Raw genomic sequence first — 23,465 nt, 5'->3', positions numbered from 1 at the left:
TATTCTAATGAGGCCGTCTGAAAAGAAATCACATGCCTTCTAGCAGCATGGTGTCGATGCAGTCACACATCGCGTGAATCAGCAGAATATGGTTTTCCTGAATGCGGGCGGTGCGCGGATGCGGCACGTTCAGCAACACATCGCTGTCTTTCAGCATGGCCGCCATTTTGCCGCCGTCACGGCCGGTCATGGCGATAACGTGCATATCGCGCTCGTGTGCCGCTTTCACGGCTTCGATGACATTGCCGGAATTGCCCGAAGTGGAAATCCCGAGCAACACATCACCGGCGCGGCCCAAGGCGCGCACCTGTTTGCTGAAAATATGGTCGAAGCCGTAATCGTTGCCGATGGCGGTGAGTGCGGAAGTATCGGTGGTGAGTGCTATTGCGGCCAATTCCATGCGTTCTTTTTCAAAACGGCCAGTCATCTCGGCGGCAAAGTGTTGCGCATCGGCAGCCGAACCGCCGTTGCCGCACACCAGAATTTTGCCGTCATTCATCAGGCATTGCAGCAGCAACCGGGCGGCTTCTGCGGTCGGTTCGGCCAACACTTGCGCCGCCTGCTGCTTGGCTTCGATACTTTCGCTAAAATGCGCTGCCACGCGCTCTTGTAATGTCGTCATCTAAAAATCAACCTGTGATGTTTTGCACCCATTCGGGCGGTTGGCTTCCCTGGATCAGCACCGCATCCAAGCGGCATGGTACGTGATTCAGGCCGTATTGTTGCAGATAATACTCTACACTTCGTTGCAATTTCAATAATTTGGACGAAGAAATACTGTATGCCGCCCCGCCGAATTGCTGGTTTTTGCGGTATTTTACTTCAACAAACAGAATCATGTTGCCGTTTTTGACAATCAGGTCGATTTCCCCATACGGACAATGCCAGTTGCGCGCCACCAACCGGCAGCCCTGCTGCTGCAAAAAAGCCAGCGCCGCATCTTCGCCTGCCGCGCCCTGTTTGTGGTTTAAACGCATATCTTGTCCCCCTTATTATATAATGAGCGCACTTTCTTTCAGACGGCATTCAAAGCCGCATAACATCATGATTCAGAAACACCATCAAAAAGCCTACGACAGCCTGAGCGCGCAAACATTATACGTGGTCGCCACCCCTATCGGCAATTTGGCCGACATCACCCTGCGCGCCTTGGCCGTGCTAAAAACCGCCGACATCATCTGCGCCGAAGACACGCGCGTGACCGCCCAATTATTAAGTGCCTACGGCATACAGGGCAAACTCGTCAGCGTGCGCGAGCACAACGAGCAGCACATGGCCGACAAAATCACCCGATATCTTTCAGACGGCCTGACGGTGGCCCAAGTATCGGATGCCGGCACGCCTGCCGTGTGCGACCCCGGTGCGAAACTGACCCAACGCGTGCGCCAAGCCGGCTACAAAGTGGTGCCGGTGGTCGGTGCCAGCGCGGTGATGGGCGCACTCAGCGTCGCAGGCGTGAGCGAGCCGAATTTTTATTTCAACGGCTTTTTGCCGCCGAAACCGGGCGAACGGCAGAAACTGTTCGCCAAATGGGCAGAAGCCGATTACCCGATTGTGATGTTTGAAACACCGCACCGCATCGAAGCCGCGCTGGCCGACATGGCCGCCCTGTTCCCCGAACGCCAATTGGTGTTGGCGCGCGAAATCACCAAAACCTTTGAAACCTTTTTAAGCGGTACGGTCAGCGAAATTCAGACGGCCTTACAGGCAGACAGCAACCAAACCCGCGGCGAAATGGTGTTGGTTCTGCATCCGGCCGTTAAGGAAAAAAGCAGCGATTTGCCCGAACACGCGCAAAACGTAATGAAAGTGTTGGCCGCCGAGCTGCCGACCAAACAAGCTGCCGATTTGACGGCAAAGATTACCGGCGAGAGCAAAAAGGCGTTGTATGATTTGGCATTGGCATGGAAGAATCAGAGTTAAATCAGAGTTAAATCTGCCAATCCTTACAAAAAGGCCGTCTGAAAACTTTTGTTTCAGACAGCCTTGATGATTGAATCAGTCCAAATCAAGCGAATTATTTTTTCCCGCCCAATTGCGGCAATACCGAACCTTCTCCCAATTGCAGCAAACCGCTTTGCGAGTAGATGCCCAGTTTGGCACGGGTATCGACGATATCCAGATTGCGCATGGTGAGCTGGCCGATGCGGTCGGCAGGGGTAAAGGCGGCGTTTTCGACTTTTTCCATGCTCAGGCGTTCGGGTTGGTAGGTCAGATTCGGCGATTCGGTATTGAGAATCGAATAGTCGTTGCCGCGCCGCAGTTCCAGCGTTACTTCGCCGGTAACGGCTTTGGCGACCCAGCGTTGGGCGGTTTCGCGCAACATCAGGGCTTGGCTGTCGAACCAGCGGCCTTGATAAAGCAGGCGGCCGAGGCGCAGGCCGTTGATGCGGTATTGCTCGATGGTGTCTTCGTTGTGGATGCCGGTAACCAAGCGTTCGTAGGCGATGTGGAACAATGCCATGCCGGGGGCTTCGTAAATGCCGCGTGATTTGGCTTCGATGATGCGGTTTTCGATTTGGTCGCTCATGCCCAAGCCGTGGCGGCCGCCGATGCGGTTGGCTTCGAGGAAGAGTTCCACAGGGTCGGCGTATTCTTTGCCGTTGATGGCAACCGGAATGCCTTCTTCAAAGCGGATGCTGACTTCTTCGGCTTTGACTTCGACGTTTTCGTCCCAGAAGGCAACGCCCATGATGGGCTTCACGATTTTGATGCCGGAGTTTAAAAATTCCAAGTCTTTGGCTTCGTGTGTGGCACCGAGCATGTTGGAATCGGTGGAATAGGCTTTTTCTACCGACATTTTGTAGTTGAAGCCGTTGGCGATTAAGAATTCGCTCATTTCGTGGCGGCCGCCCAATTCGTCAATGAATTGTTGGTCGAGCCAAGGTTTGTAGATGCGCAGGGAAGGGTTGGTCAGCAAACCGTAGCGGTAGAAGCGTTCGATGTCGTTGCCTTTGTAGGTGCTGCCGTCGCCCCAGATATTGACGTCGTCTTCTTTCATGGCGGAAACCAGCATGGTGCCGGTTACGGCGCGGCCCAGCGGCGTGGTGTTGAAATAGGCGATGCCGCCGGTGGTAACGTGGAATGCGCCGCACTGAATCGCGGCGATGCCTTCGTGCGCCAGTTGGCTGCGGCAGTCGATCAGGCGGGCTTGTTCGGCACCGTATTCCAGTGCTTTTTTCGGAATGGCGTTGTAGTCGTCTTCGTCGGGCTGACCCAAATTGGCGGTGTAGGCGTAAGGCAGCGCGCCTTTGAGTTTCATCCACAATAATGCGGCGGACGTGTCCAAACCGCCGGAAAAGGCGATGCCGACTTTTTGGCCGGTCGGCAACGACTGCAAAATGGTATGATTTTGGCTCATAAGAAATCCTGTCAGACTAAAAATAAATGCGCTTATCAGGCGCATATCCGTTAAATTGGGTTTATTATCTTATAAATACGGCAGATAATCCAGTTTAGGCCGTCTGAAAAGACGGAATTTGTGCCCGTATATCACCTCCGCCGCTAAAACGGCCTGCTAAAAACGAAAGCTTTTATTATGAATCGATTCAACCTCATCATCATCGGCGACGAAATCCTGCACGGCACGCGGATAGACAAGCATTTTGCGTTTTTCAAATCTTTGTTGGAATCGCGCGGTCTGAAACTCAATCAGGTGCAGTATCTGCCCGATGATTTCGATTTGCTGGTCACGCAGTTGCAGCGCAGTTTTTCAGACGGCCTGCCGACCTTTGTGACCGGCGGTATTGGTGCCACGCCGGATGACCACACGCGTCAAGCCGCGGCAGCGGCATTGGGCGTGCCGTTAATACGCCACCCTGAAGCAGCGAAAAACATCGAAGGCGTGACACTCAAGCGCGGTGAACCGCTCGATTCGGCCGAACACGCGCAGCGGCTCAATATGGCCGATTTTCCCGAGGGCGCGGAACTGGTGCCAAATTCGTTCAACAGCATCGCCGCCTTTTCCATCCGCGAACATTATTTCTTCCCCGGCTTTCCGGTGATGGCACACCCGATGGCGGAATGGGTGTTGGATACGTATTACGCCGAACGTTTCAATCAGGTAGAAAGCGGTTTTCGCAGCGTGTATGTGTTCGGCCAGCCCGAATCGCGCCTGGCACCGCTGATGGAATACATCGAGCGGACTTACCCCGGCGTGCGCTCATACAGCCTGCCGACGGTGGCGCGCACCGACGGCAAAGGCCGGCGCATACATTCGCATATTGATTTCGGCATTAAGGCCGAAGGAGCGGCTTGTGCGCTGCTGGATACGGCGTGGGCGGATGTGTTGCAGCACTTATGCGATTTGGGTGCCGAACTGAAAGATACGGTTTGAAAATAATTGATCAGCAAAAGGCCGTCTGAAATATTTTTTTCAGACGGCCTTTTGAACCAAATAAAAGACTGAGTTACAAATCCGGCTCGCTTACCCACAATGCCGCCAGCGTTGCCAGCGATGCGAAACCGATGACCATAATCACATTTAAAAAGAAGACTGACATGATAACCTCCGTATGTTGGGTAAAACGGCGTTTGCGATTTTTTACTTTACCGCTTGACGCCTTGTTATATGCCGTCCGAACTGCACGGCAACGGTTTGTATGCCGGGAGCGATGTTGTATGCGGCACCCTTTTGATGACAGAATAGCAAGTTTTGTACGCCAAGGCTGCGGCCTTTACCTGCTTTTCCAATGAGAAAAAAACAATAATTATCAAAAACTAATGCAATAGACTATCAGTATCGCAATTTTTATAGTTTTTGTTTTATTAACCTACTGAATTATCAAGATTTCAAGTATTTCAATGAATTCCTACGCCGCATCCGCGCACACCGGCCGCCATACCCTTATCCTGATTGTCTGTGTCGCATTATTGGTCAGCGCGGGCATCATCGCCAACAATGTCATTGCCGGCCATTGTTTCGCTTTTGAAGAACCGCTCATGATGTGGATTCACACCCACACCGGCGAATGGTTTACCCCGATTGCCGGCGTGATGCACTATGTCGGCAAAACTTCGCTGGCAGTACCGGTGATTGCCCTGACGGTGGCGTGGCTGCTGTTCACCGGAAGGCGCGATTACGGCCTGTTTATCGGCTTGAGCACCCTGCTGCCGACGCTGATTATGCTGGCAGCCAAATTCTCCGTTTCACGCCCGCGCCCTGAATTTTGGCCGCGCATTATTGCGGAAACTAACAGCTCGTTCCCCAGTGGCCACAGCACCTTTTCCGCTGCCTTAGCGACCATCGCCTTTTTGCTCTGTATGCGTTCGCGCCATCGCGGCATCATTTTGTCGGCGGGCGTTTGCTTTGCCCTGCTGATGGGCTATTCGCGCATGTATCTGGGCGTGCATTACCCGACTGACGTGTGGGTCGGCTGGACCAACGGCGTGGTCACCACGCTGGCGCTGTATTATTTGTTTTTCCGAAAACGTTTTGCCCAATGAAACCCTTCTCTCCCCCGAATACCCCGTTTTGGCTGCGCAACGGCAACGCCGAAACCATTTTCGCCAAAACCCTGCAAGGCAAACCGCCGCTTTACCGCCGCGAATTGCTGCCCGACAGCACCGGCCAAACGCAGATTGCCTATGATTTTGTCGATGCCGCCGACCCCGACGCGCCTTTACTGGTGTTGTTTCACGGCTTGGAAGGCAGCAGCCGCAGCCATTATTCGGTGGAACTGATGAAAACCGTGCAGGCGTGCGGTTGGCATGGTGTGGTGGCGCATTTTCGCGGCTGCGGCGGCATCGACAACACCGCACCGGTGTTTTACCATTCGGGCGATTCGGCAGAAATCGGTTTTGTATTGAACGCCTTGGCGCAACGTTATGCCAAGGTTTACGCCGTCGGGGTGTCGCTGGGCGGCAATGCCCTAGTAAAATATTTGGGCGAACAAGGCCTTGATGCACTCCCCAAAGCCGCGGCCGCCGTGTCTGCCCCCTTGGATTTGGCCGCCGCCGGGACGCGCTTCGACAAAGGCATGACCCGCCTGCTTTACACGCGCTATTTTCTCAATTCGCTGATTCCTAAAGCCGAAGCGTTTACACGGTTTCAGACGGCCTCACCGTTGAAAAACTGCAAAACGCTGGGCGATTTCGACGATTTGTTCACCGCTCCGCTACACGGTTTTACCGACCGCATCGATTACTACAGCCAAAGCTCGTGCAAGCCTTATCTCAAATCGGTGCGCACGCCGCTGCTGATGCTCAATGCCGTCAACGATCCGTTCCTGCCGCCGGAAGTTTTGCCCGCCGCCGCCGATGTGTCCGACAGCGTGACGCTGCTGCAACCGCTCCACGGCGGACATGTCGGTTTTGTGAGTAAAGATGAAGGCCGTCTGAATATCCAATGGCTGCCGCATACCTTGTTGCAGTATTTTTCACAATTTGAAGCATTATAAAAGGCCGTCTGAAACCCCGACCTTTCAGACGGCCCGACCCATTCCCACCGCTTCATGCTATCATCTCGCTTCATCCGTTTTTCCGCATAATCCCACTCATGAACGCTACCGAAGTCATCCACATTATCGGCACGATTGCCTTTGCCCTCTCCGGCTATCTGGTGGGCGCGCGCAAACGGCTGGACATGCTCGGCGTGTGGATTTGCGCGCTGCTCACCGCTACCGGCGGCGGCTTGGTTCGCGACGCTTTGGTCGGACGCATGCCACTGGTGTTCACCGAATACGGCGCACTGACGATTACCGCGCTGACCGTGCTGGCGGCGTGGCTGTTTAAAGTGCAAAACAATCAAGGCCGCGTGTTGGCCGAAGCCTTCGTCCGGGCAGATTCGCTCGGGCTGGCGGCCTTCACCATCACCGGCGCACAAGTCGGGCTGACGTACGATTTGAACGTCTTCGGCGTGGTCATGCTCGGCTTCATCACCGCCGTCGGCGGCGGCGTGGTGCGTGACGTATTGGTGAACGACATTCCGATGATTATGCGGCAGGATTTCTACGGCACCGTCGCCGTGATCGTCGCGCTGGCCGTGTTCCTGCTCGACCGCTGGAACTGGGTCAACCCGCTGACGCTCAATATCCTGCTGGTTGGCGGCTATGTGTTGCGGATGCGGGCATACAAAACCCGCCTGACACTGCCGAAACTGTAAGGCCGTCTGAAATTTTAAACCGACAAACCCAATCAACCGATTTCCCAAACTTTTCCGAAAGCCGACCATGACCGATATTTTGAATAAAATTCTGGCCACCAAAGCCGAAGAAGTCGCCGCTCAAAAAGCCGCCGTTTCTTCAGAAGAGATGAAAACCCAAGCCCGAGCCGCCGGGCCGGTACGCGGTTTTGCCGATGCGCTGCGCGCCAAACACGCGCAAAACCTGCCGGGCATTATTGCCGAAGTGAAAAAAGCCAGCCCGAGCAAAGGCCTAATCCGCGCCGATTTCGACCCTGTCGAAATCGCCAAAGCCTACGAAGCGGCCGGCGCGGCATGTTTGTCGGTGTTGACCGACGAGCCGTATTTCCAAGGTTCGCCCGAATATTTGAAACAGGCGCGCGCGGCGGTGGGTTTGCCGGTGTTGCGCAAAGATTTCATCATCGACGAATACCAAATCTACCAAGCCCGCGCATGGGGTGCCGATGCCATTTTGCTGATTGCCGCCGCTTTGGAAGCGCAACAATTGGAACATTTCGAACAAGTGGCGCATGATTTGGGTATGTCGGTATTGCTGGAACTGCACGATGCGTCCGAAACGGAAAAATGCCGCAACATGACCACCCCGCTGTGGGGCGTGAACAACCGCAACCTGCGCACCTTCCGCGTCGATTTGCAGCAAACGCTGGATTTATTGCCCGCTTTAAGCGGCAAAACCGTCATCACCGAAAGCGGCATCCGCGACAAAAACGATGTCGATTTCATGCGCAGCCACGGCGTGTACACTTTCCTCATCGGCGAAACCTTTATGCGTGCCGATGATATTGAAGCGGAAGTGAAGAAGTTGTTTTGATTAAATATAAAAGAGGCCGTCTGAAAACACTTGCTTTCAGACGGCCTCTTTTATATTTAAGCCTCTAACTTTCCGAACGCTTAAAATGATGCGGACGGAAACCGAGCAGCCCCAAGGTCAGGAAATACAGTCCCCCGCCAATCGCCAGCAGCACGCACAATTGCAGCACTTTTTGCAGGCCGCCGACACCGACCCAAGCAAACGGCAAATACGTTTGCGCCACCCACAAGCCGCCGCCCATCACCGCCAGCGCAACCAGCATTTTGCCGACAAACGCGCTCCAACCGGCGCCGGGTTGGTAAATGCCGTGTTTGCGCAACAGGTAAAACAGCAAACCGGCGTTCAGGCACGCCCCCAAGCCGATGGCGAGCGCAAGGCCGGTGTGTTTGAGCGGGCCGACAAAAGCCAAGTTCATCAACTGCGTACACACCAGCGTGAAAATAGCGGTTTTCACCGGCGTTTTGATGTTTTGGCGTGCATAGAAACCGGGCGCCAGCACCTTAATCATAATGAGACCGATCAAACCGAAGGAATAGGCAATCAGCGCGTGTTGCGTCATTTGCGCGTCAAACACGGTAAATTCGCGGTACATAAACAGCGTCGCCACCAATGGGAACGACAACACCGCCAAGCCCGCCGCCGCCGGCAAGGTCAGCAGCATACACAGGCGCAAGCCCCAGTCGAGCAGACCGGAAAAGGCTTGGCTGTCTTGGCTGGCGGCGTGTTTGGATAAGGTCGGCAGCAAAATCGTGCCCAATGCCGCACCGAGCACACCGGTGGGCAATTCCATCAGGCGGTCGGCGTAATACATCCACGACACGCTGCCCGATTGCAAAAACGATGCGAAAATGGTGTTAATCACCAAAGAAACCTGCGCCACGCTCACGCCGAGAATCGCCGGCGCCATCTGTTTCATCACGCGGGTCACGGCAGGGTCGGTAAAACTGAGTTTCGGCAGCTTCAAAAAGCCGAGTTTCGCCAGCCAAGGCAGTTGGAACACCAACTGCAAAATACCGCCGACAAACACCGCCCATGCCAAAGCCGTCACCGGCGGGTCGAAATACGGGGCGAAAAACAGCGCAAATACGATAAAGGAAATGTTCAGCAACGTCGGCGTAAAGGCCGGAATGCTGAATTTGTGGTAGGAATTGAGAATCGAACCGACAAAAGAAGACAGCGAAATCAATAAGATATAGGGAAACGTAATCCGCAGCAAATCAATCGACAGCCGGAATTTATCCGGATTTTTAGCAAAACCCGGCGCAGAAACGTAAATCACCCACGGCGCGGCCAAGATGCCGATAGCGGTCACTATCACCAGTACAAAGCTCAGCATACCGGCCACATGGCGCACAAATTCGCGCGTGGCTTCTTCCGATTTCGTTTGCCTGTATTCGGCCAAAATCGGCACAAATGCCTGCGCAAACGCCCCCTCGGCAAACACCCGACGCAACAGATTCGGCAGTTTGAACGCCACAAAAAACGCGTCCGTCGCCACCCCTGCACCAAACGCGCGGGCAATAATCGTGTCGCGTACAAAGCCGAGAATACGCGACACCATGGTCAGGCCGCCGACTCTGGCCAAAGCACCTAATAAATTCATAATCGTTTCATCAGTTTGAGAATTAACACACAGTGCCGTCCGAAACAGCATCCGAACGTCATTTTAAAGAATCGTTTCCGCGAAGCTGAAATTTTCAGACGGCCTTGAGAAAAACCGTTTATTGTACGACAGCGCCGACAGTTTGGGCTATGTTTTCCGACCAATGGTCAGGCCGTCTGAAAGATTGTTTCCCGCAATGAAACCGTCTTTTTCACGCCAACCCATTCATGCGCCGCCAAAAATGCTTTAAAATTACGCCTGTCTTTATAGGAAGTCCCATCATGAACCTGAAAAAAACTATCCTTACCACATTCACGGCTCTGGCCTTGGCAGCTTGCGGCGGCCAAGCCGAAACCAGTGTGCCTGCCGAAGGCTCTGCGCAAAACACCGCTTCCGCACCGGCACCGGTTGCCCCTGCCGGTTTGGCAGAAGGCCGGAACTACACCGTATTGGCCAATCCGATTCCGCAATTGCAAGCCGGCAAAGTCGAAGTGGTCGAATTTTTCGGCTATTTCTGCCCGCATTGCGCCCACTTGGAGCCGGTATTGAGCGAGCATGCCAAATCGTTCCGAGACGATACCTACCTGCGTAAAGAACACGTGGTTTGGGGCCCTGAAATGAAGCCGTTGGCGCGCTTGGCCGCCGCCGTGCAAATCGCCGGTGAAAAAGCCGCCGATATGCCGATTTTCAACGCCATCGTCAACGAAAAAACCAACTTGGCCGATGTGAATGTATTGAAAACATGGCTGCCGGAACAAACCGCGTTCGACGGCAAAAAAGTCTTGGCGGCATTTGAATCGCCCGAAAGCCAAGCCCGTGCCGATAAAATGGAAGAATTAACCAATACCTTCCAAATCAGCAGCACGCCGGTGGTGATTGTCGGCGGCAAATACCAAGTGCAGTTTAAAGATTGGCAATCGGGTATGAACACCGTTGACTTGCTGGTGGAAAAAGTACGCGAAGAGCAAAAAGCCGCGCCTGCGCAATAAGGTTTTTTGATGATGAAAGGCCGTCTGAAAGCAGTTATGCTTTCAGACGGCCTTTGCAACTACAATGTTATTTTAAACCAAACAACCAACGCGTTACTGAGTTGCTGTTAATGATATAGTAGATAAAAAACGACCATAAATAGACACATATGGTGACGGGCAGGAAATAGCCGGCCGAGCCCAGCCCCGGAATATCCAAATAATAACCGAACACAATCACCAGCGGATGGTGGAATAAATAAATGATAATGGCCGATTGAACCAAAAACGCCGAGGTTTCAGACGGCCTGCAATGCGCTTTGAAGAAAAAACCAAACAGTGTCCACGATGTTGCCAACGCCGTAAGATGCGCCGCCACCAACATACCGGCATAGTTGGCAATGGAGCGTTGTTGCGTTTCCAATTCACCGATTAAACTGTATTGGTACAGCAAACCGGCAGCGGCAACCGGCGCAATGATGCGGAAAATAGTCTGATTGCGCATGATGTCTTTCAAGCGTTCGCTGCGGTAAAGCTGGTAGCCCAGAAAGAAATAAATACTATAGTGCAGCGTACGCTCAACAAAATAACCCAGCATAGAATACAGCAACGGCGCGTCATCTGCCGGTACAACAAAACGGGTCATGACAAAGCGAATGCCATAAGGCAAAAACATATAAAACAGCAACATTGCCGACTGTGTCCGGATTTTGCGGCGGCCAAACCAATCCAGAAATCGATCCGCAGGCAGCAGGCACATCAACGATATCATCATCAAAGTCAGCAAAAACCATGAATGGGCGATAAAATCGCTGATTTTTATATCCGCCCAACTTTTCAAACCGTGCGATACAGAAAACCACACTTCAAACGTGTTAATCAACAATACAGACGAAATCAAGGGAATTAAAACACGCCGAACTCGTCCGCCCATAAAGTATGCCTGCCCTTTTTTAACCAGCACCATGGCCGAAAAAAAGCCGGCAATCATGAAAAACGTTTCCATGCGGAAGAAATGGGTAATGTAGATAAAATCGTGAATGGCCGCGTTTTGGTAATACTTACTCACATAATTCCATTGATAATAATCGTTCACCAATGAACCTGTATGCAGCATGACTCCGGCCAGCATTAAAATAGCGCGTAGCTGATCTAAACCATAGTAGTACTCTTTTTTCTTCATCTTACCTAATCTTTTGCACTTATTCCGACAGCTGCCGATTAACATCCGGCCACTGAAATTTTTTCGACTATCATTCAGACAAAAGATTCAGTATTTTCCGCATTAATATATTAATATTTTCTCCACGCCCAACACATAAAATTTCAGACGGCCTATCTATACGGAAAGGCCGTCTGAAAATATACATCCGTTAAGATATTCGCACCTTTAAAACGTAAACCCCGTCTCCAATTCTTCATCGCCCACCAATTCAACCAACAGCGCATACAGCGGCGCCAAATCTACATAACGGCGGCCGGTGCGGCGCAGATAGTTCAGGAAACGCGGGATTTCGGGACGGTATTTGTCTTTGCCGTCGCGGTGGTACAGACGGGCGAAAATGCCGGCGACTTTCAGATGGCGTTGTACGCCCATCCATTCGAACCAGCGGTAAAATTCGTCAAAATCGGCCGGCACAGGCAAACCGGCGGTGCGGGCTTTTTCCCAGTAGCGGATCACCAAGTCCAACACAAATTCTTCCTCCCATTCGATAAACGCATCACGCAGCAGCGACACCAAATCATAGGAAATCGGACCATACAGCGCGTCTTGAAAATCCAATACGCCCGGACGGCCGGATTGCAGCATGAGATTGCGCACGATGAAATCGCGGTGCACATACACTTGAGGTTGCGCCAACAGCGGCGGCAGTAAGGTATCGACCGCTTGCAGCCACAATTGACGCTGCTTGAAATTGAGTTCTTTACCCAATTCTTTGGCGACAAACCATTCCGGGAACAAATTAATTTCGCGCAGCAATACTTCGCGGTCATACGGCGGCAATCGGTCAGGCTGGCTGGCTTTTTGCAGCACAATCAATTCGTCAATCGCTTCGAGCAGCAAGGCTTTGTGGGCGGATTCGGAAGTTTCCTGCGTCATGGCGGTCAAAAACGTGGTATTGCCCAAGTCATTCAACACCATAAAACCCAACGATTCATCAACATGCAAAACCTGCGGCACATTGACCATATCGAACAATTTCCGCACCTTCAAATACGGTGCCACGCTCATTTTTTCCGGCGGCGCATCCATACACACCACCGTGCGGCCGTCTGAAAAAGTAGCGCGGAAATAGCGGCGGAAATCGGCATCGGCCGCGGCGAAGCTCAGTTCGAAAGATTCATTCGGATAAACGGTTTCCAACCATTTTTGTAATTCAATTTGTCGTTGCATAGCAGTTTCTTGGATTTTCAGGTTAAAATAAACGCTATTCTAACTGGCAAAACCGATTTAAGGTGCAACTTTGGCTCGTTTATTTTCACTCAAACCTTTGGTCATCGCATTAAGCGTCGGCTTCAGCACAGCGGCCGCCGCACAGACCGGCGGTGCATTTATGCCGGATGCGGCAGATTACGTGCCGATTGAAACCGCCCAAGACACGGCCAACCCAGTTGCCGCGGTAGAGCAAACCGTTGCCGGAGCTGCTGAAAAGACCCAAGCTGCCGGCAACAGGCCGTCTGAAAAAGCGGAAGAATTGTCTTTGGGCAGCACCTGTCTGTTTTGCACCAAAGAAACCTTGGCCGAGCATGCCAACGCCCTGCAAGGCAAAACTGCTGTCAAACGCAGCGGCGAAGAGACTTTGCCCACTGATTACACCCGCGTGACCGCCGATTACGTCGAAGGTCAAACCAATGTACAGGTGCAGGCCAAGGGCGATGTGATTATCGAGCGCAACGATGAAGTGTTAAACGCCGACTGGGCGCATTACAACCAAACCAGCAATACCGTTACCGCCGGCGACCAGTTTGTACTGTATCAAAACGGCTCGGTCGTCAGCGGCGGACAAATCAACTACAACTTGGATTCCGGCGCAGGCGTGACTGAAAACGTACGCATGGCGACCGAACGCGACGGCCGCCGCCTGCAAAGCGTCAGCGAAAAAGCCGAAATGCACAGCAAAGAGCGTTACAAACTCATCAACACCAAATTCAATACCTGTGCCCCCGGCGATGCCAGCTGGTACATCAAGGCCAAAAGTATTGATGCCAACCAAGAAACCGGCATCGGCGTAGCCAAAGGCGCCTCGCTGGTGTTCGGCGGCGTGCCCGTTTTATACACGCCTTGGGCAGATTTCCCACTCAACGGCAACCGCAAAAGCGGCTTGTTAGTGCCGAATATTTCTACCGGTTCAGACGGCCTTGAGCTGTCGCTGCCTTACTATTTAAACTTAGCGCCGAATTTAGATGCCACCGTAACACCGGGCATCATCTCCGGCCGCGGCGTGCATTTGGGCGGTCAGGTGCGTTATCTCGAGCCGAAATACCACGGCCAAGCCGACGGTACTTGGATGCCCGACGACAAAAAAAGCGAACACAACAACCGCTACCAATTCAAGTGGAACCACAACCATCAATTTACCGCCAAATTCAGCGGCGGCGTAGATTTCAACAGCGTATCGGATAACGACTACTACCGCGACTTCTATGGCCGCAACGACATCGCCGACAACGTCAACCTCAACCGCCAAGCTTGGTTAAACTACCACGACACCTATTGGGGCGGCAATTTCGATGGCTCGTTGATGGCGCAAAAATACCAAACCTTGGCCAACGAATACGGCTACAAAGACGAACCTTACGCCATCATGCCGCGCTTGTCGGGTCGCTGGCAGCGCAGCTTCGATAATATGCAGGCCAATATCTTCGGCCAATTCACCCGCTTCGAGCATGACGGCAAGCAAAGCGGCAACCGTTTCGTGCTAAACCCGAGCGTAAAATGGGATTTCCACAACAATTGGGGTTATGTGCATCCCAAAGTCGGCGTACACGCCACTTATTATGATTTAGACAGCTTCAACGGCAGTAACCGACGCCATTTCAGCCGCTTCCTGCCGATGCTCAATGTCGACAGCGGCATGACCTTTGAACGCCACGCGCAATTTTTGGGCGGCGAATACCTGCAAACGCTGGAGCCGCGCCTGTTTTACAACTACATTGCGACCAAACCGCAAACCGACTGGCCGAACTTAGACACCTCGGAAAACAGCTTCACCTACGAACAATTGTTCCGTGAAAACCTGTTTTCAGGCAACGACCGCATTAATGCGTCCAACAGCTTGTCGACCGCCGTGCAGAGCCGTATCCTGAATCCGAAAACCGGTGCCGAACTGTTCCGCGCCGGCATAGGTCAGAAATTCTATTTCAAAACCGACACCGTTTTGCTCGACGGCAGTGTGAGCCAATACGAGCGCAACCGTTCCGACTGGGTGGCGTTTGCCCGCGGCAACGTTACCGACAGCGTACACTTTGATTTCGACATCCATTACAATCAAAACCAAAACCGCGCCGAGAGCTATGCTGCAGGGATCCGCTACAATCCGGAGCCGGGCAAGGTATTGAGCGCTCGTTACAAATACAACCGCAACGCCCGCATCTACCTGCAAGACGATGGCGAATACCTGTACGACAAATTAAGCCAAGTCGATTTGGCTGCTCAATGGCCACTGCGCAAAAACCTGTATGCCGTTGCCCGCTATAACTATGAAATCACCGTGAAAAAACCGTTGGAAATGCTGGCCGGTGTCGAATACAAAAGCGATTGCGGCTGCTGGAGCGCCAGCGTGGTAGCGCAACGCTACGTCACCGGCGAAAACAGCAAGAAAAACGCCGTTTTCTTCAATTTACAGCTGAAAGATTTGAGCAACGTCGGCCAAAATCCGTTTGAACAACTCCGCTTAGCCATTCCGGGCTACAGCAAAACCAACGAGGTAGTGAACCCATGAATGTGAAACCTTTAATGCTGGCCGTGGCACTCGGCCTGAGCCTGAATGCCGCGCATGCCGCCGATGTCAAAGCATCCGACAGCATCGCCGCCGTGGTAGACAACGACATCATCACCCAGCGCCAAGTCAGCGAAGCGCTGGCCGATGCACGCCGCAACCTGCCTAAAGGCACGCAAGTAAACGATACCGAACTGCGCCAACAAGTCGTGGCGCAAATGGTCAACCAATCTTTAATCGTGCAGGCTGGCAAACGCCGCAATATTCAAGCCGGCGAAGCCGAAATCGATGCCGTGATTGCGCAAAATCCGGCATTGAAAAATGCCAATAAACGCGTGCGCCGTGAAATCGGCGACAGCATCATTGTCGAAAAAGTGCGCCAGCAAGCCATTATGGAAAACAGCCGAGTCAGCGACAGCGAAGTCACCAGCTTCATCAACCGTGCGCAACAGCAAGGTGTCGGCCTACCGCAAGGCGAACCATTGCGCCAATACAATGCCCAACACATTCTGATTAAAGCCGATTCCGACAACGCAGCGGCAGCAGCCGAAAGCAGCATCCGCAAAATCTACACCCAAGCCCGCAGCGGCGCAGATTTTGCCGGTTTGGCGCGCCAATACTCGCAAGACGGCAGCGCGGCCAACGGCGGCGATTTAGGCTGGTTTTCAGACGGCATGATGGTGACTCCGTTTGAAGATGCCGTACACAAACTCAAACCCGGCCAAGTCAGCGCACCGGTACGCACCCAATTCGGCTGGCACATTATCAAGCTCAACGACATTCGCGAATCAGGCTCGCCGGAAGAGCGCCAACGTAATGCCGTGCGCCAATACATTTCGCAACAAAAAGCCCAGCAGGCCACCACCAATTTGCTGCGTGAATTACACTCAAGCGCCTTTATAGATATCCGCTAAGCGCTTCAATTGCGCATAAACAATCAAGGCCGTCTGAACTATTTGAACTGCCCCCCAATACTTGGACAAGTTAAGAATCTTTCTCAAACAGCCTTTTCAAGCTGGGTTCTGTAGCCGACAGGACTCAGCTTTTTTAAGTTTAAACTAATCCGCTCATGATTGTAGTAACGTATGTAATCATCTATTACCTCTGTCAGCTCTGCCACCGACAACGCACCTTCCTGATAGAAGCTCTCTTCTTTTAATGTACCGAAGAAACGCTCCATCGGCGCATTGTCCCGGCAATTTCCTTTGCGCGACATGCTTTGCACTATTCCTTTCCCAGCCAGTTTCGCCCGATAAGCCCCGGTGCGGTAAAGCACACCCCGGTCGGAATGCAGCAGCGGCGTTTGGCCTTTCAGACGGCCAAATGCTTTATCCAACATTTGCGCCACCAGTTTACTGTTTGCTCTGCGGCCTAAAGAATAGGCCGCAATCTCCCGATTAAACACATCCGATATCGGCGATAAGTACAGCTTCCCGTCTGTGCATTTGAACTCCGTCACATCGGTCAGCCATTTGTCTGCCGGTTTGCCAGCAGTAAATTCACGATTAAGAATATTATCCGAAGCCTCTCCTATTACCTGCGGGCGGTAGGCTTTTTTGCTGCGGAATTTGGTTTTCAGTCCCAACAAACCCATAATGCGCTGCACTTTCTTTTTGTTCCACGACAATACGGCGGCAATCCGCCGATGACCGTAGCGGCCTTTGTGTCGGCGATAGACTTCACTTACTGCGGTTTTGGCCGCCGCATCGGGATCGGCTTTGCCGATATGGTAATGAAAGCTGCTTTTGGGAATGCCGGCACTGTGCAGCAGATATTTCAGCGGGTGCTTCGCTCTCAACGTTTGAACGGTTTCGCAGCTTTGGCGGCATTCTTTTCGTTGAGGGCTTTCATGTGCTTTAGGTAGTCGTTCTCCGCCCTCATGTAACGTAACTCTTCAATCAGTTCCGCCTGGGTTTTTTCGTGGTCGGGTTTGTCGGCGATAAACGGGTTTTTGCGTTTGGTCTTCATAAACGTAGCCTGCGGGTGTTGAAGTGCGGCGATACCGCCTTGGCGATAGGCGGCTATCCAACGGCGCAGGTGGGTGCGCGAGACGTTGAAGTGCTCTGCGGTGCGCTGTTGGCTGTGCACTTGGTGATAATGGAGTACGGCTCGGTATTTGAAGTGTAGGTTATATTTGGACATAAGAAAACTGCACCTTTTAAAGTTGGAGGGGTGTCCAACTTTTGGGGTGCAGTTCAATTTTTTCAGACGGCCTTGATCATTTCTCGACGGCTTACAGCAAACTTGTTTTGAGGCCTTTGCTTATTGACTGGCGGTATCCGCCAATCAACACAGGCTTTTGCCGCATTATCCTTCCACGTTTACAAAGCATTCATTAAAATGGATAATGAAACATTCGCCAATCAAACTTCAAATTGCCCTAAGCGGCTTCATCTTTTAACATCGGCCTAGGCTCTGTTGTCCGCCATACCGATTAGCTTCACCGTGACGAATGATGGCAGTGGCGAAAACGTGTTTGGCAACGACCAAGATTTCATCAGGAAACGATTATGTCCGATTTACCCTTAGGCGATTGGCTGCTGTTGGCGCTGTTGTGTGTGCCTGTAGCGGCTACCCTGCTGTCGCTGCTGAAATCCGACCACTGGGTGATGCGGATATTCGATTTCCCGCGCCTGCAAATTGCCGCCTTGAGCGTGTTGTGCATGCTGCTCAATTATTGGCTGGAACAAAGCAGTAATGCCATTTTCGATTTGATGGAAGTGGTGAACTTTGCCTGCGCCGTGTGGCAGTTTTGGCAAATCAGCGCCTACACCCGCTTGAGAAAAAAGCAGGTGATGGGTTATCAGGGCGAAGACAACAACCGCACCGTCAGCATTCTGGCCAGCAATGTGCTCACGCCCAACCGCCAGGCCGGTAAATTGTTGTCGCTCGTGCGCCAATACCGTCCTGATGTAGTGCTCACCTTGGAAAGCGACCAATGGTGGGAAAATGCACTGGCGGAATTGGAAACCGACTATCCTTACACAGTCAAAGTGCCACTCGACAATCTTTACGGCATGCATCTATACAGCCGCCTGCCGCTGCATGATGCAGAAATCAAATACCGCGTGCGCGACGATATTCCGTCGATTACCGCCAAAGTCGGGCTGCCCGGTGGCGAACTTATCCGCATTTACTGCCTGCACCCGATGCCGCCCAGCCCGACTGAAAGCGAAACCTCAACCGAACGGGACGGCGAACTTTTGTTGGTTGGCAAAGAAATCGCCGCTTCCGATGAAAGCTGTATGGTGTTTGGCGACTTGAACGACGTCGCTTGGTCAGATACCTCGCGCCTATTCCAACGCATCAGCGGCCTGCTCGACCCACGTATCGGCCGCGGTTTGTACAACACCTTTCATGCCGATTGGAAACTGCTGCGCTGGCCGCTCGACCATATTTTTCACAGCAACGATTTCTTGGTCGCGGATTTGAAAGTATTGCCGCACATCGGCTCCGATCATTTTCCGATTTACGGCAAATTCCAATATCACCCGCCGGCAGAACATGTCCACGAAACGCCGGAATCCGACCACGGCGACGAACAGGAAGCAGCGGATAAAATCGATGCCGCGATGGAATTGCAGAATTAACAGTGGTCGGCTATCAAACAAAGGCCGTCTGAAAGAATATGCTTTCAGACGGCCTTTGTTTGAATTAAAAAAACATATCAACGGCGGCTACGGCGCGGCTCACAGTTTTTATACAGAATACTGTTGTCCGGCTCAGTCACCATCAGCGCCGATTTGTGGTAATTTTTGGTATCCATGTAATCGGCGTTCATCATGTAGCTGTCTTCTTTGCCGAACATCGTACCTGCAGCGCCGGAATGGTCGAGATTAATCGGCAACACACGTCTTTTGCCATTGAGAAAAGCCGAAGCATAGGTCGGCAAGCCTTGTTTGTTGAATCCATACGTTACGTTCAACGCATGACCTTGGTCGCAACGGTAAGATACCGTTTTTTTGCTGACCGTTGGGTTATTGTTGGCAGCTTGCGCTGCGCCGGCGGCGGCCATTACAGCAACCATAGCCATTACACACCATTTTTTCATGTTGATTGTCCTTGTTTATTTCACACGATTCATCCGGACTTAGCGTCCGAACGAAACGTTATACTACAACTCTAATTGTAAACAATCAACTACATATTTGAAAAAATTTGTGTCGTTTATTCATACGAAATCTAAAAAATGTTATGCCATCAATATCCGACTTAACCATCTGTGAAAGGCCGCCTTCCCAAAAGCCTTATAGAAATTAAAACATTCCTTTTATACGCTGTTCAGACGGCCTTTTTTAGTGAAATTATTCTAATTTATTCACGTCAATAACATTTCCTGCATAAGCTTCATACCCCATTGCCAACCGCTCAAAGCGCCGTTCAGACGGCCTTCGTGCGGCGATACCAGCAAACGCGCATTCCAGCGCAGCGCTTTTTCCTGCGCCCAATCAAGCGGGCAATCGCCGCTTTGCCCAATCACCAGGGCCGCGCGACAATGGCAGCGGACACGTTGCAAAGTGTGTCCGGCATCATCGGGAAACGCTTCCGGCAGCGGCGACACTAAAATAATGTTGCATACGGTTTTCTGCACATTCACATCGGCCTGATACAGCCACGCCAACACCGCCGATACACCCGCGCCGTGCGCCACCACCGCAACATGACGGCTTTGGTGTGCGGCAAAGGCCGTCTGAACCGCCTGCTGCCATTCCCGAACGCTTTGCGAACGCGATACTTCGGCCTGCAGCATAATCGGATAACTCACCGCCCAACGTTCCATCCATAAGGGCGGCACTTCGGTATCGTGCACCAGCAACAGCGTCAAATCTTCAAGGTCATACGCGCTCAACATAACATTTCCGTTTCAGACGGCCTCACAGCGCATAATCATATTCCACCACCAAAGGCGCGTGGTCGGAGAATTTTTCGTCTTTATACACATGCGCCGACACCGCCTTGGCCGCCAATTCCGGCGTCACCATTTGATAGTCAATCCGCCAACCCACATCTTTCGCATAGGCTTGGCCGCGGTTGCTCCACCATGTATAGCCCGGCACTTCAGGATAAAGCGTGCGCCACATGTCCGTCCAACCCAAGGTCGCAATCACTTTGCCAATCCACTCGCGCTCTTGAGGCAGGAAACCGGAATTTTTCTGGTTGCCTTTCCAATTTTTCAAATCAATATTCTGATGGGCAATGTTCCAGTCGCCGCACACCACAATATCGCGCCCTTCCGCCTTCATCGCCGCCAACATCGGATAAAACGCATCCAAAAAACGGTACTTCAATTCCTGACGCTCCGGCGCGCTGGTGCCGCTGGGCAAATACAGCGAAATTACGGTCAGATTGCCGAAATCACAACGCACAAACCGCCCTTCGCCGTCGAATTCTTCAATACCCATACCGTATTGCACCGCATCCGGCTTTTGCTTGCTGTAAACTGCCACGCCGCTGTAACCGCGTTTTTGCGCACAATGCCAATGCCCGTGCATACCGTGCGGCTGCTTCATTTCCTCCGACAAATCCGCTTCCTGCGCCTTTAATTCCTGCACGCAGACAATGTCCGCACCGGAAGCGGCGATGTATTCGTAAAAACCTTTTTTGTAAGCAGAACGGATGCCGTTGACGTTGGCAGAGATGATTTTCAGCATAATGAGTGTGTTTAAAAATGAAATAAAAAAGATTGTAACAGAACTTGCCGGGCTTAGCTTTTTATTGGGAAAGGCCGTCTGAAAAACAGTTTTCAGACGGCCTTTTATATTGCTTTATATCATTAATTCAAAGCGTTACTTTTTACCGGCAAACGCACCAACGGTTTCACCGGCTTTAAAGATACCACCGATTTCCGCCGCATTTGCACCGAAGAAACCGCCTTCAACCTGTGTGGCTGCTCCTGTGACAGAAGCAAATTTATTGCCTTTGATGTCGGCATTCAAGGCGATGTTACCGCCAAACTCTGCATCACGCTTAATTTCGGCAGTCACTTTTTTAGCACCGAAATCAGCCGTCACATCCGTGCGGCTTAATACTTGTCTGTCGCCGCTAAAGTATGTCACGCCGGCTTTGTAAACTGATTGGCCTGCTGCCGGAATTTGTTCGGCATCCGTAAATTTACCGTTGTAAAAAGCATAGTTGTTACCCTCTTGCGTAATCACGCCGGCAACTAAATTGTCGGATTGATTGTAAACCAGCCAATCGCTGACACCGGCAGGTGCATTGGCATTACCGGAACGAATACCGCCGAAATTACCGCGCCAATCATTGTTAAAATTACCGCCGCCAATGGTCGCTAAGTCGATATCGACGCCATTGATTTTAATTTTTTTGATGTTACTGTTGTCAAAAGTAACGGCATCGGCTTTGCTGTTCTGCGAACTGTAAAACTGTTTACCTGAAATATTCTGCGGGCTTGCCTCAGTTGACGAAGTTTGATTGGGTGTATTGGTCGGGGTTGATTGCGTTGTCGGGGTGCCGCCGCCACCGCCACCACAAGCGGCCAATGCCGCCACACACAATAAGGCCAAATATTGTTTCATGCTCTTTTCCTTTTCGCTTATTTCAAAATAAATCGTTAAGGCATATCAATATGCCCATAGTAATTATTAAGGGAATGTTTGATATTCTAAATAAATAATGCTATTCGGTTGAATCATGAGATTAACGGAGCTTTTCGCGTATTTGCGTGCAATGGCGTGCAAAAATATTTTGTCTAGATATGCTTTCGCCCTCCTAATCGCCTACCCTATTTCCGGCATTTCCAGCTTAAGGCCGTCCGAACACAACATTTTTTTCAGACGGCCTTTGGGTTTTGCCGCGCAATCCTTTATAATCCTACAATCCCCATTTTAAATCAACGCCTTTTGAAAGCCTGTGTTATGTCTGATTTCCGCCAAGATTTCCTGAAATTTGCCTTGTCTCAAAACGTATTGAAATTCGGCGAATTCACCACCAAAGCCGGCCGCCGGTCGCCGTATTTTTTCAATGCCGGCCTCTTTAACGATGGAGCTTCTACCCTGCAACTGGCGAAGTTTTACGCCGAAGCGATTACTGCCAGCAAAGTGGAATTCGACATGCTGTTCGGTCCCGCCTACAAAGGCATTATTTTGGCAGCGGCCACGGCGATGATGTTGGCAGAAAAAGGCGTGAACGTGCCGTTTGCCTACAACCGCAAGGAAGCAAAAGACCACGGCGAAGGCGGCGTGTTGGTTGGTGCGCCGCTCAAAGGCCGCGTGCTGATTATCGATGATGTGATTTCTGCCGGCACTTCGGTGCGCGAATCGGTGAAACTGATTGAAGCCGAAGGTGCCACTCCGGCCGCTGTGGCCATCGCGCTTGACCGCATGGAAAAAGGCACGGGCGAATTGTCGGCGGTGCAGGAAGTCGGGCAGCAATACGGTTTGCCGGTGGTGTCGATTGCGAATTTGAACGATTTGTTCACGTTGTTGCAAAACAATACCGAATTCGGCGGCTTTTTCGAGCCGGTGAAGGCTTACCGCGAACGTTACGGCGTGGCCTGATAGAATTCAGGCCGTCTGAAAAAATTCAGACGGCCTGTACATAACAACCAAATCCCTACATTACGAAACGGGTCTACCCATGCCAGCTTGCACCTGTCCCCACTGCCGCACCCATCTTTGGGTAAAAGACGCTCAATTGAATGTGGCGCAAGGTTTTGTGGTTTGCCAAAAATGCGAGGGCTTATTCAAAGCCAAAGACCATCCGGCCAACCTGAAAGAGCAGTTCCAGCCGGAAGCCCTGCCCAATGCCGTGACCGATGTGCGTCTGGTACACAACATCGGTGCACAAGTCCGTCAGCACAAGCAGCTTTCGCGCAATGAAATCGCTGATTTGCTCGACGGCGTGACGCTCGCACCCAAGCCCGACACAAAGGCGGCTACGGCTGTAGAAAAGAAAAAAGACGGTTTCAACTGGACACTGGCTTCACTTATCGCGCTGACTGTGTTAATCATGCAGCTTTTCTATCTGATTTTATTGGCTTAAT

24 protein-coding genes are annotated in these 23,465 nt (G+C 52.0%); 12 read left to right on the top strand and 12 right to left on the bottom strand.

Translation table 11 applies throughout. The annotated features are described in order from the left end of the window. Positions 1-28: 28 nt before the first annotated feature. Positions 29-622, bottom strand: coding sequence for a phosphoheptose isomerase (locus tag H4O27_RS12060; RefSeq protein WP_165010035.1), 594 nt, complete (start codon positions 620-622; stop codon positions 29-31). Between the two features lie 7 nt (positions 623-629). Further along, positions 630-977: a YraN family protein gene (locus tag H4O27_RS12055; protein ID WP_165010033.1), complete on the bottom strand. Its 348-nt coding sequence runs from the start codon at positions 975-977 to the stop codon at positions 630-632. A 67-nt stretch (positions 978-1,044) separates the two neighbouring features. Here H4O27_RS12055 and rsmI point away from each other — a divergent pair, with 67 nt between their 5' ends. After that, on the top strand, positions 1,045-1,923 hold the full coding sequence (gene rsmI, locus H4O27_RS12050; RefSeq protein WP_165010032.1) for a 16S rRNA (cytidine(1402)-2'-O)-methyltransferase: 879 nt from the start codon (positions 1,045-1,047) through the stop codon (positions 1,921-1,923). Positions 1,924-2,017: 94 nt separating this feature from the next. On the opposite strand, the gene argG is transcribed toward rsmI, so the two are convergent. Next, positions 2,018-3,361: an argininosuccinate synthase gene (gene argG / locus H4O27_RS12045; RefSeq protein ID WP_165010030.1), complete on the bottom strand. Its 1,344-nt coding sequence runs from the start codon at positions 3,359-3,361 to the stop codon at positions 2,018-2,020. Between the two features lie 177 nt (positions 3,362-3,538). Between argG and H4O27_RS12040 the strand changes: the two genes are divergently transcribed. From H4O27_RS12040 to trpC, 5 genes are all read left to right on the top strand, one after another. After that, positions 3,539-4,336: a competence/damage-inducible protein A gene (locus H4O27_RS12040; RefSeq protein WP_165010028.1), complete on the top strand. Its 798-nt coding sequence runs from the start codon at positions 3,539-3,541 to the stop codon at positions 4,334-4,336. Between the two features lie 467 nt (positions 4,337-4,803). After that, complete coding sequence (locus tag H4O27_RS12035; RefSeq protein ID WP_165010026.1) at positions 4,804-5,445, top strand: phosphatase PAP2 family protein; 642 nt, start codon at positions 4,804-4,806, stop codon at positions 5,443-5,445. Further along, the gene (locus tag H4O27_RS12030) at positions 5,442-6,398 is read left to right on the top strand and encodes a YheT family hydrolase (protein WP_165010024.1); all 957 of its coding nucleotides are present in this window, start codon (positions 5,442-5,444) and stop codon (positions 6,396-6,398) included. The genes H4O27_RS12035 and H4O27_RS12030 overlap by 4 nt, the downstream gene beginning before the upstream one ends. Before the next feature lie 98 nt (positions 6,399-6,496). Continuing rightward, positions 6,497-7,102, top strand: coding sequence for a trimeric intracellular cation channel family protein (locus H4O27_RS12025; protein WP_165010022.1), 606 nt, complete (start codon positions 6,497-6,499; stop codon positions 7,100-7,102). A gap of 67 nt (positions 7,103-7,169) precedes the next feature. After that, on the top strand, positions 7,170-7,952 hold the full coding sequence (gene trpC / locus H4O27_RS12020) for an indole-3-glycerol phosphate synthase TrpC (RefSeq protein ID WP_165010020.1): 783 nt from the start codon (positions 7,170-7,172) through the stop codon (positions 7,950-7,952). 64 nt (positions 7,953-8,016) lie between these two features. Here the strand turns inward: trpC and murJ are convergent, their stop codons facing one another. Further along, positions 8,017-9,555, bottom strand: coding sequence for a murein biosynthesis integral membrane protein MurJ (murJ, locus tag H4O27_RS12015; protein WP_165010018.1), 1,539 nt, complete (start codon positions 9,553-9,555; stop codon positions 8,017-8,019). Positions 9,556-9,836: 281 nt separating this feature from the next. Between murJ and H4O27_RS12010 the strand changes: the two genes are divergently transcribed. After that, a complete protein-coding gene (locus H4O27_RS12010) occupies positions 9,837-10,544 on the top strand; it encodes a thiol:disulfide interchange protein DsbA/DsbL (RefSeq protein WP_165010016.1) in 708 nt (235 codons plus the stop codon). Between the two features lie 67 nt (positions 10,545-10,611). On the opposite strand, the gene H4O27_RS12005 is transcribed toward H4O27_RS12010, so the two are convergent. Both H4O27_RS12005 and amgK read right to left on the bottom strand, forming a co-directional pair. Next, positions 10,612-11,706, bottom strand: coding sequence for an acyltransferase family protein (locus H4O27_RS12005; RefSeq protein ID WP_206224764.1), 1,095 nt, complete (start codon positions 11,704-11,706; stop codon positions 10,612-10,614). Positions 11,707-11,913: 207 nt separating this feature from the next. Next, on the bottom strand, positions 11,914-12,918 hold the full coding sequence (gene amgK, locus H4O27_RS12000) for an N-acetylmuramate/N-acetylglucosamine kinase AmgK (RefSeq protein ID WP_165010011.1): 1,005 nt from the start codon (positions 12,916-12,918) through the stop codon (positions 11,914-11,916). A gap of 70 nt (positions 12,919-12,988) precedes the next feature. On the opposite strand from amgK, the gene H4O27_RS11995 reads away from it, so the two are divergent. After that, the gene (locus tag H4O27_RS11995) at positions 12,989-15,466 is read left to right on the top strand and encodes an LPS-assembly protein LptD (protein WP_193004279.1); all 2,478 of its coding nucleotides are present in this window, start codon (positions 12,989-12,991) and stop codon (positions 15,464-15,466) included. Continuing rightward, the gene (locus tag H4O27_RS11990; protein WP_165010009.1) at positions 15,463-16,377 is read left to right on the top strand and encodes a foldase protein PrsA; all 915 of its coding nucleotides are present in this window, start codon (positions 15,463-15,465) and stop codon (positions 16,375-16,377) included. The genes H4O27_RS11995 and H4O27_RS11990 overlap by 4 nt, the downstream gene beginning before the upstream one ends. Before the next feature lie 83 nt (positions 16,378-16,460). Here the strand turns inward: H4O27_RS11990 and H4O27_RS11985 are convergent, their stop codons facing one another. Together H4O27_RS11985 and H4O27_RS11980 are read right to left on the bottom strand one after the other, a co-directional pair. Beyond that, positions 16,461-17,261 (bottom strand): IS3 family transposase, encoded by an 801-nt coding sequence (locus H4O27_RS11985; protein ID WP_193004277.1) that lies wholly within the window; start codon positions 17,259-17,261, stop codon positions 16,461-16,463. Next, positions 17,258-17,605 (bottom strand): helix-turn-helix domain-containing protein, encoded by a 348-nt coding sequence (locus H4O27_RS11980; protein WP_165088224.1) that lies wholly within the window; start codon positions 17,603-17,605, stop codon positions 17,258-17,260. The genes H4O27_RS11985 and H4O27_RS11980 overlap by 4 nt, the downstream gene beginning before the upstream one ends. Positions 17,606-17,973: 368 nt before the next feature. On the opposite strand from H4O27_RS11980, the gene H4O27_RS11975 reads away from it, so the two are divergent. Further along, on the top strand, positions 17,974-19,053 hold the full coding sequence (locus tag H4O27_RS11975) for an endonuclease/exonuclease/phosphatase family protein (protein ID WP_165010941.1): 1,080 nt from the start codon (positions 17,974-17,976) through the stop codon (positions 19,051-19,053). A gap of 77 nt (positions 19,054-19,130) precedes the next feature. Here H4O27_RS11975 and H4O27_RS11970 read toward each other — a convergent pair whose 3' ends face one another. From H4O27_RS11970 to H4O27_RS11955, 4 genes are all read right to left on the bottom strand, one after another. Continuing rightward, on the bottom strand, positions 19,131-19,514 hold the full coding sequence (locus tag H4O27_RS11970) for an ACP-like domain-containing protein (RefSeq protein WP_226883405.1): 384 nt from the start codon (positions 19,512-19,514) through the stop codon (positions 19,131-19,133). Positions 19,515-19,781: 267 nt separating this feature from the next. Further along, positions 19,782-20,312: an alpha/beta hydrolase gene (locus H4O27_RS11965; RefSeq protein ID WP_165010943.1), complete on the bottom strand. Its 531-nt coding sequence runs from the start codon at positions 20,310-20,312 to the stop codon at positions 19,782-19,784. 25 nt (positions 20,313-20,337) lie between these two features. Beyond that, a complete protein-coding gene (locus H4O27_RS11960) occupies positions 20,338-21,114 on the bottom strand; it encodes an exodeoxyribonuclease III (RefSeq protein WP_165010939.1) in 777 nt (258 codons plus the stop codon). Positions 21,115-21,249: 135 nt separating this feature from the next. Continuing rightward, the gene (locus H4O27_RS11955) at positions 21,250-21,999 is read right to left on the bottom strand and encodes a transferrin-binding protein-like solute binding protein (RefSeq protein ID WP_165010937.1); all 750 of its coding nucleotides are present in this window, start codon (positions 21,997-21,999) and stop codon (positions 21,250-21,252) included. Positions 22,000-22,338: 339 nt separating this feature from the next. Between H4O27_RS11955 and pyrE the strand changes: the two genes are divergently transcribed. Both pyrE and H4O27_RS11945 read left to right on the top strand, forming a co-directional pair. After that, the gene (pyrE, locus tag H4O27_RS11950; protein WP_165010935.1) at positions 22,339-22,980 is read left to right on the top strand and encodes an orotate phosphoribosyltransferase; all 642 of its coding nucleotides are present in this window, start codon (positions 22,339-22,341) and stop codon (positions 22,978-22,980) included. A gap of 79 nt (positions 22,981-23,059) precedes the next feature. Then, entirely contained in the window at positions 23,060-23,464 is a 405-nt protein-coding gene (locus tag H4O27_RS11945) for an MJ0042-type zinc finger domain-containing protein (protein ID WP_165010933.1), read from the top strand. The last annotated feature ends 1 nt before the right edge of the window (position 23,465 follow it).

Origin of the sequence: Neisseria yangbaofengii (assembly GCF_014898075.1) — a bacterium.
Taxonomy (GTDB): Bacteria; Pseudomonadota; Gammaproteobacteria; order Burkholderiales; family Neisseriaceae; genus Neisseria; species Neisseria yangbaofengii.
The sequence above is the reverse complement of the archived record's forward strand: the minus strand, read 5'-3'. Positions and strand labels throughout refer to the sequence as shown.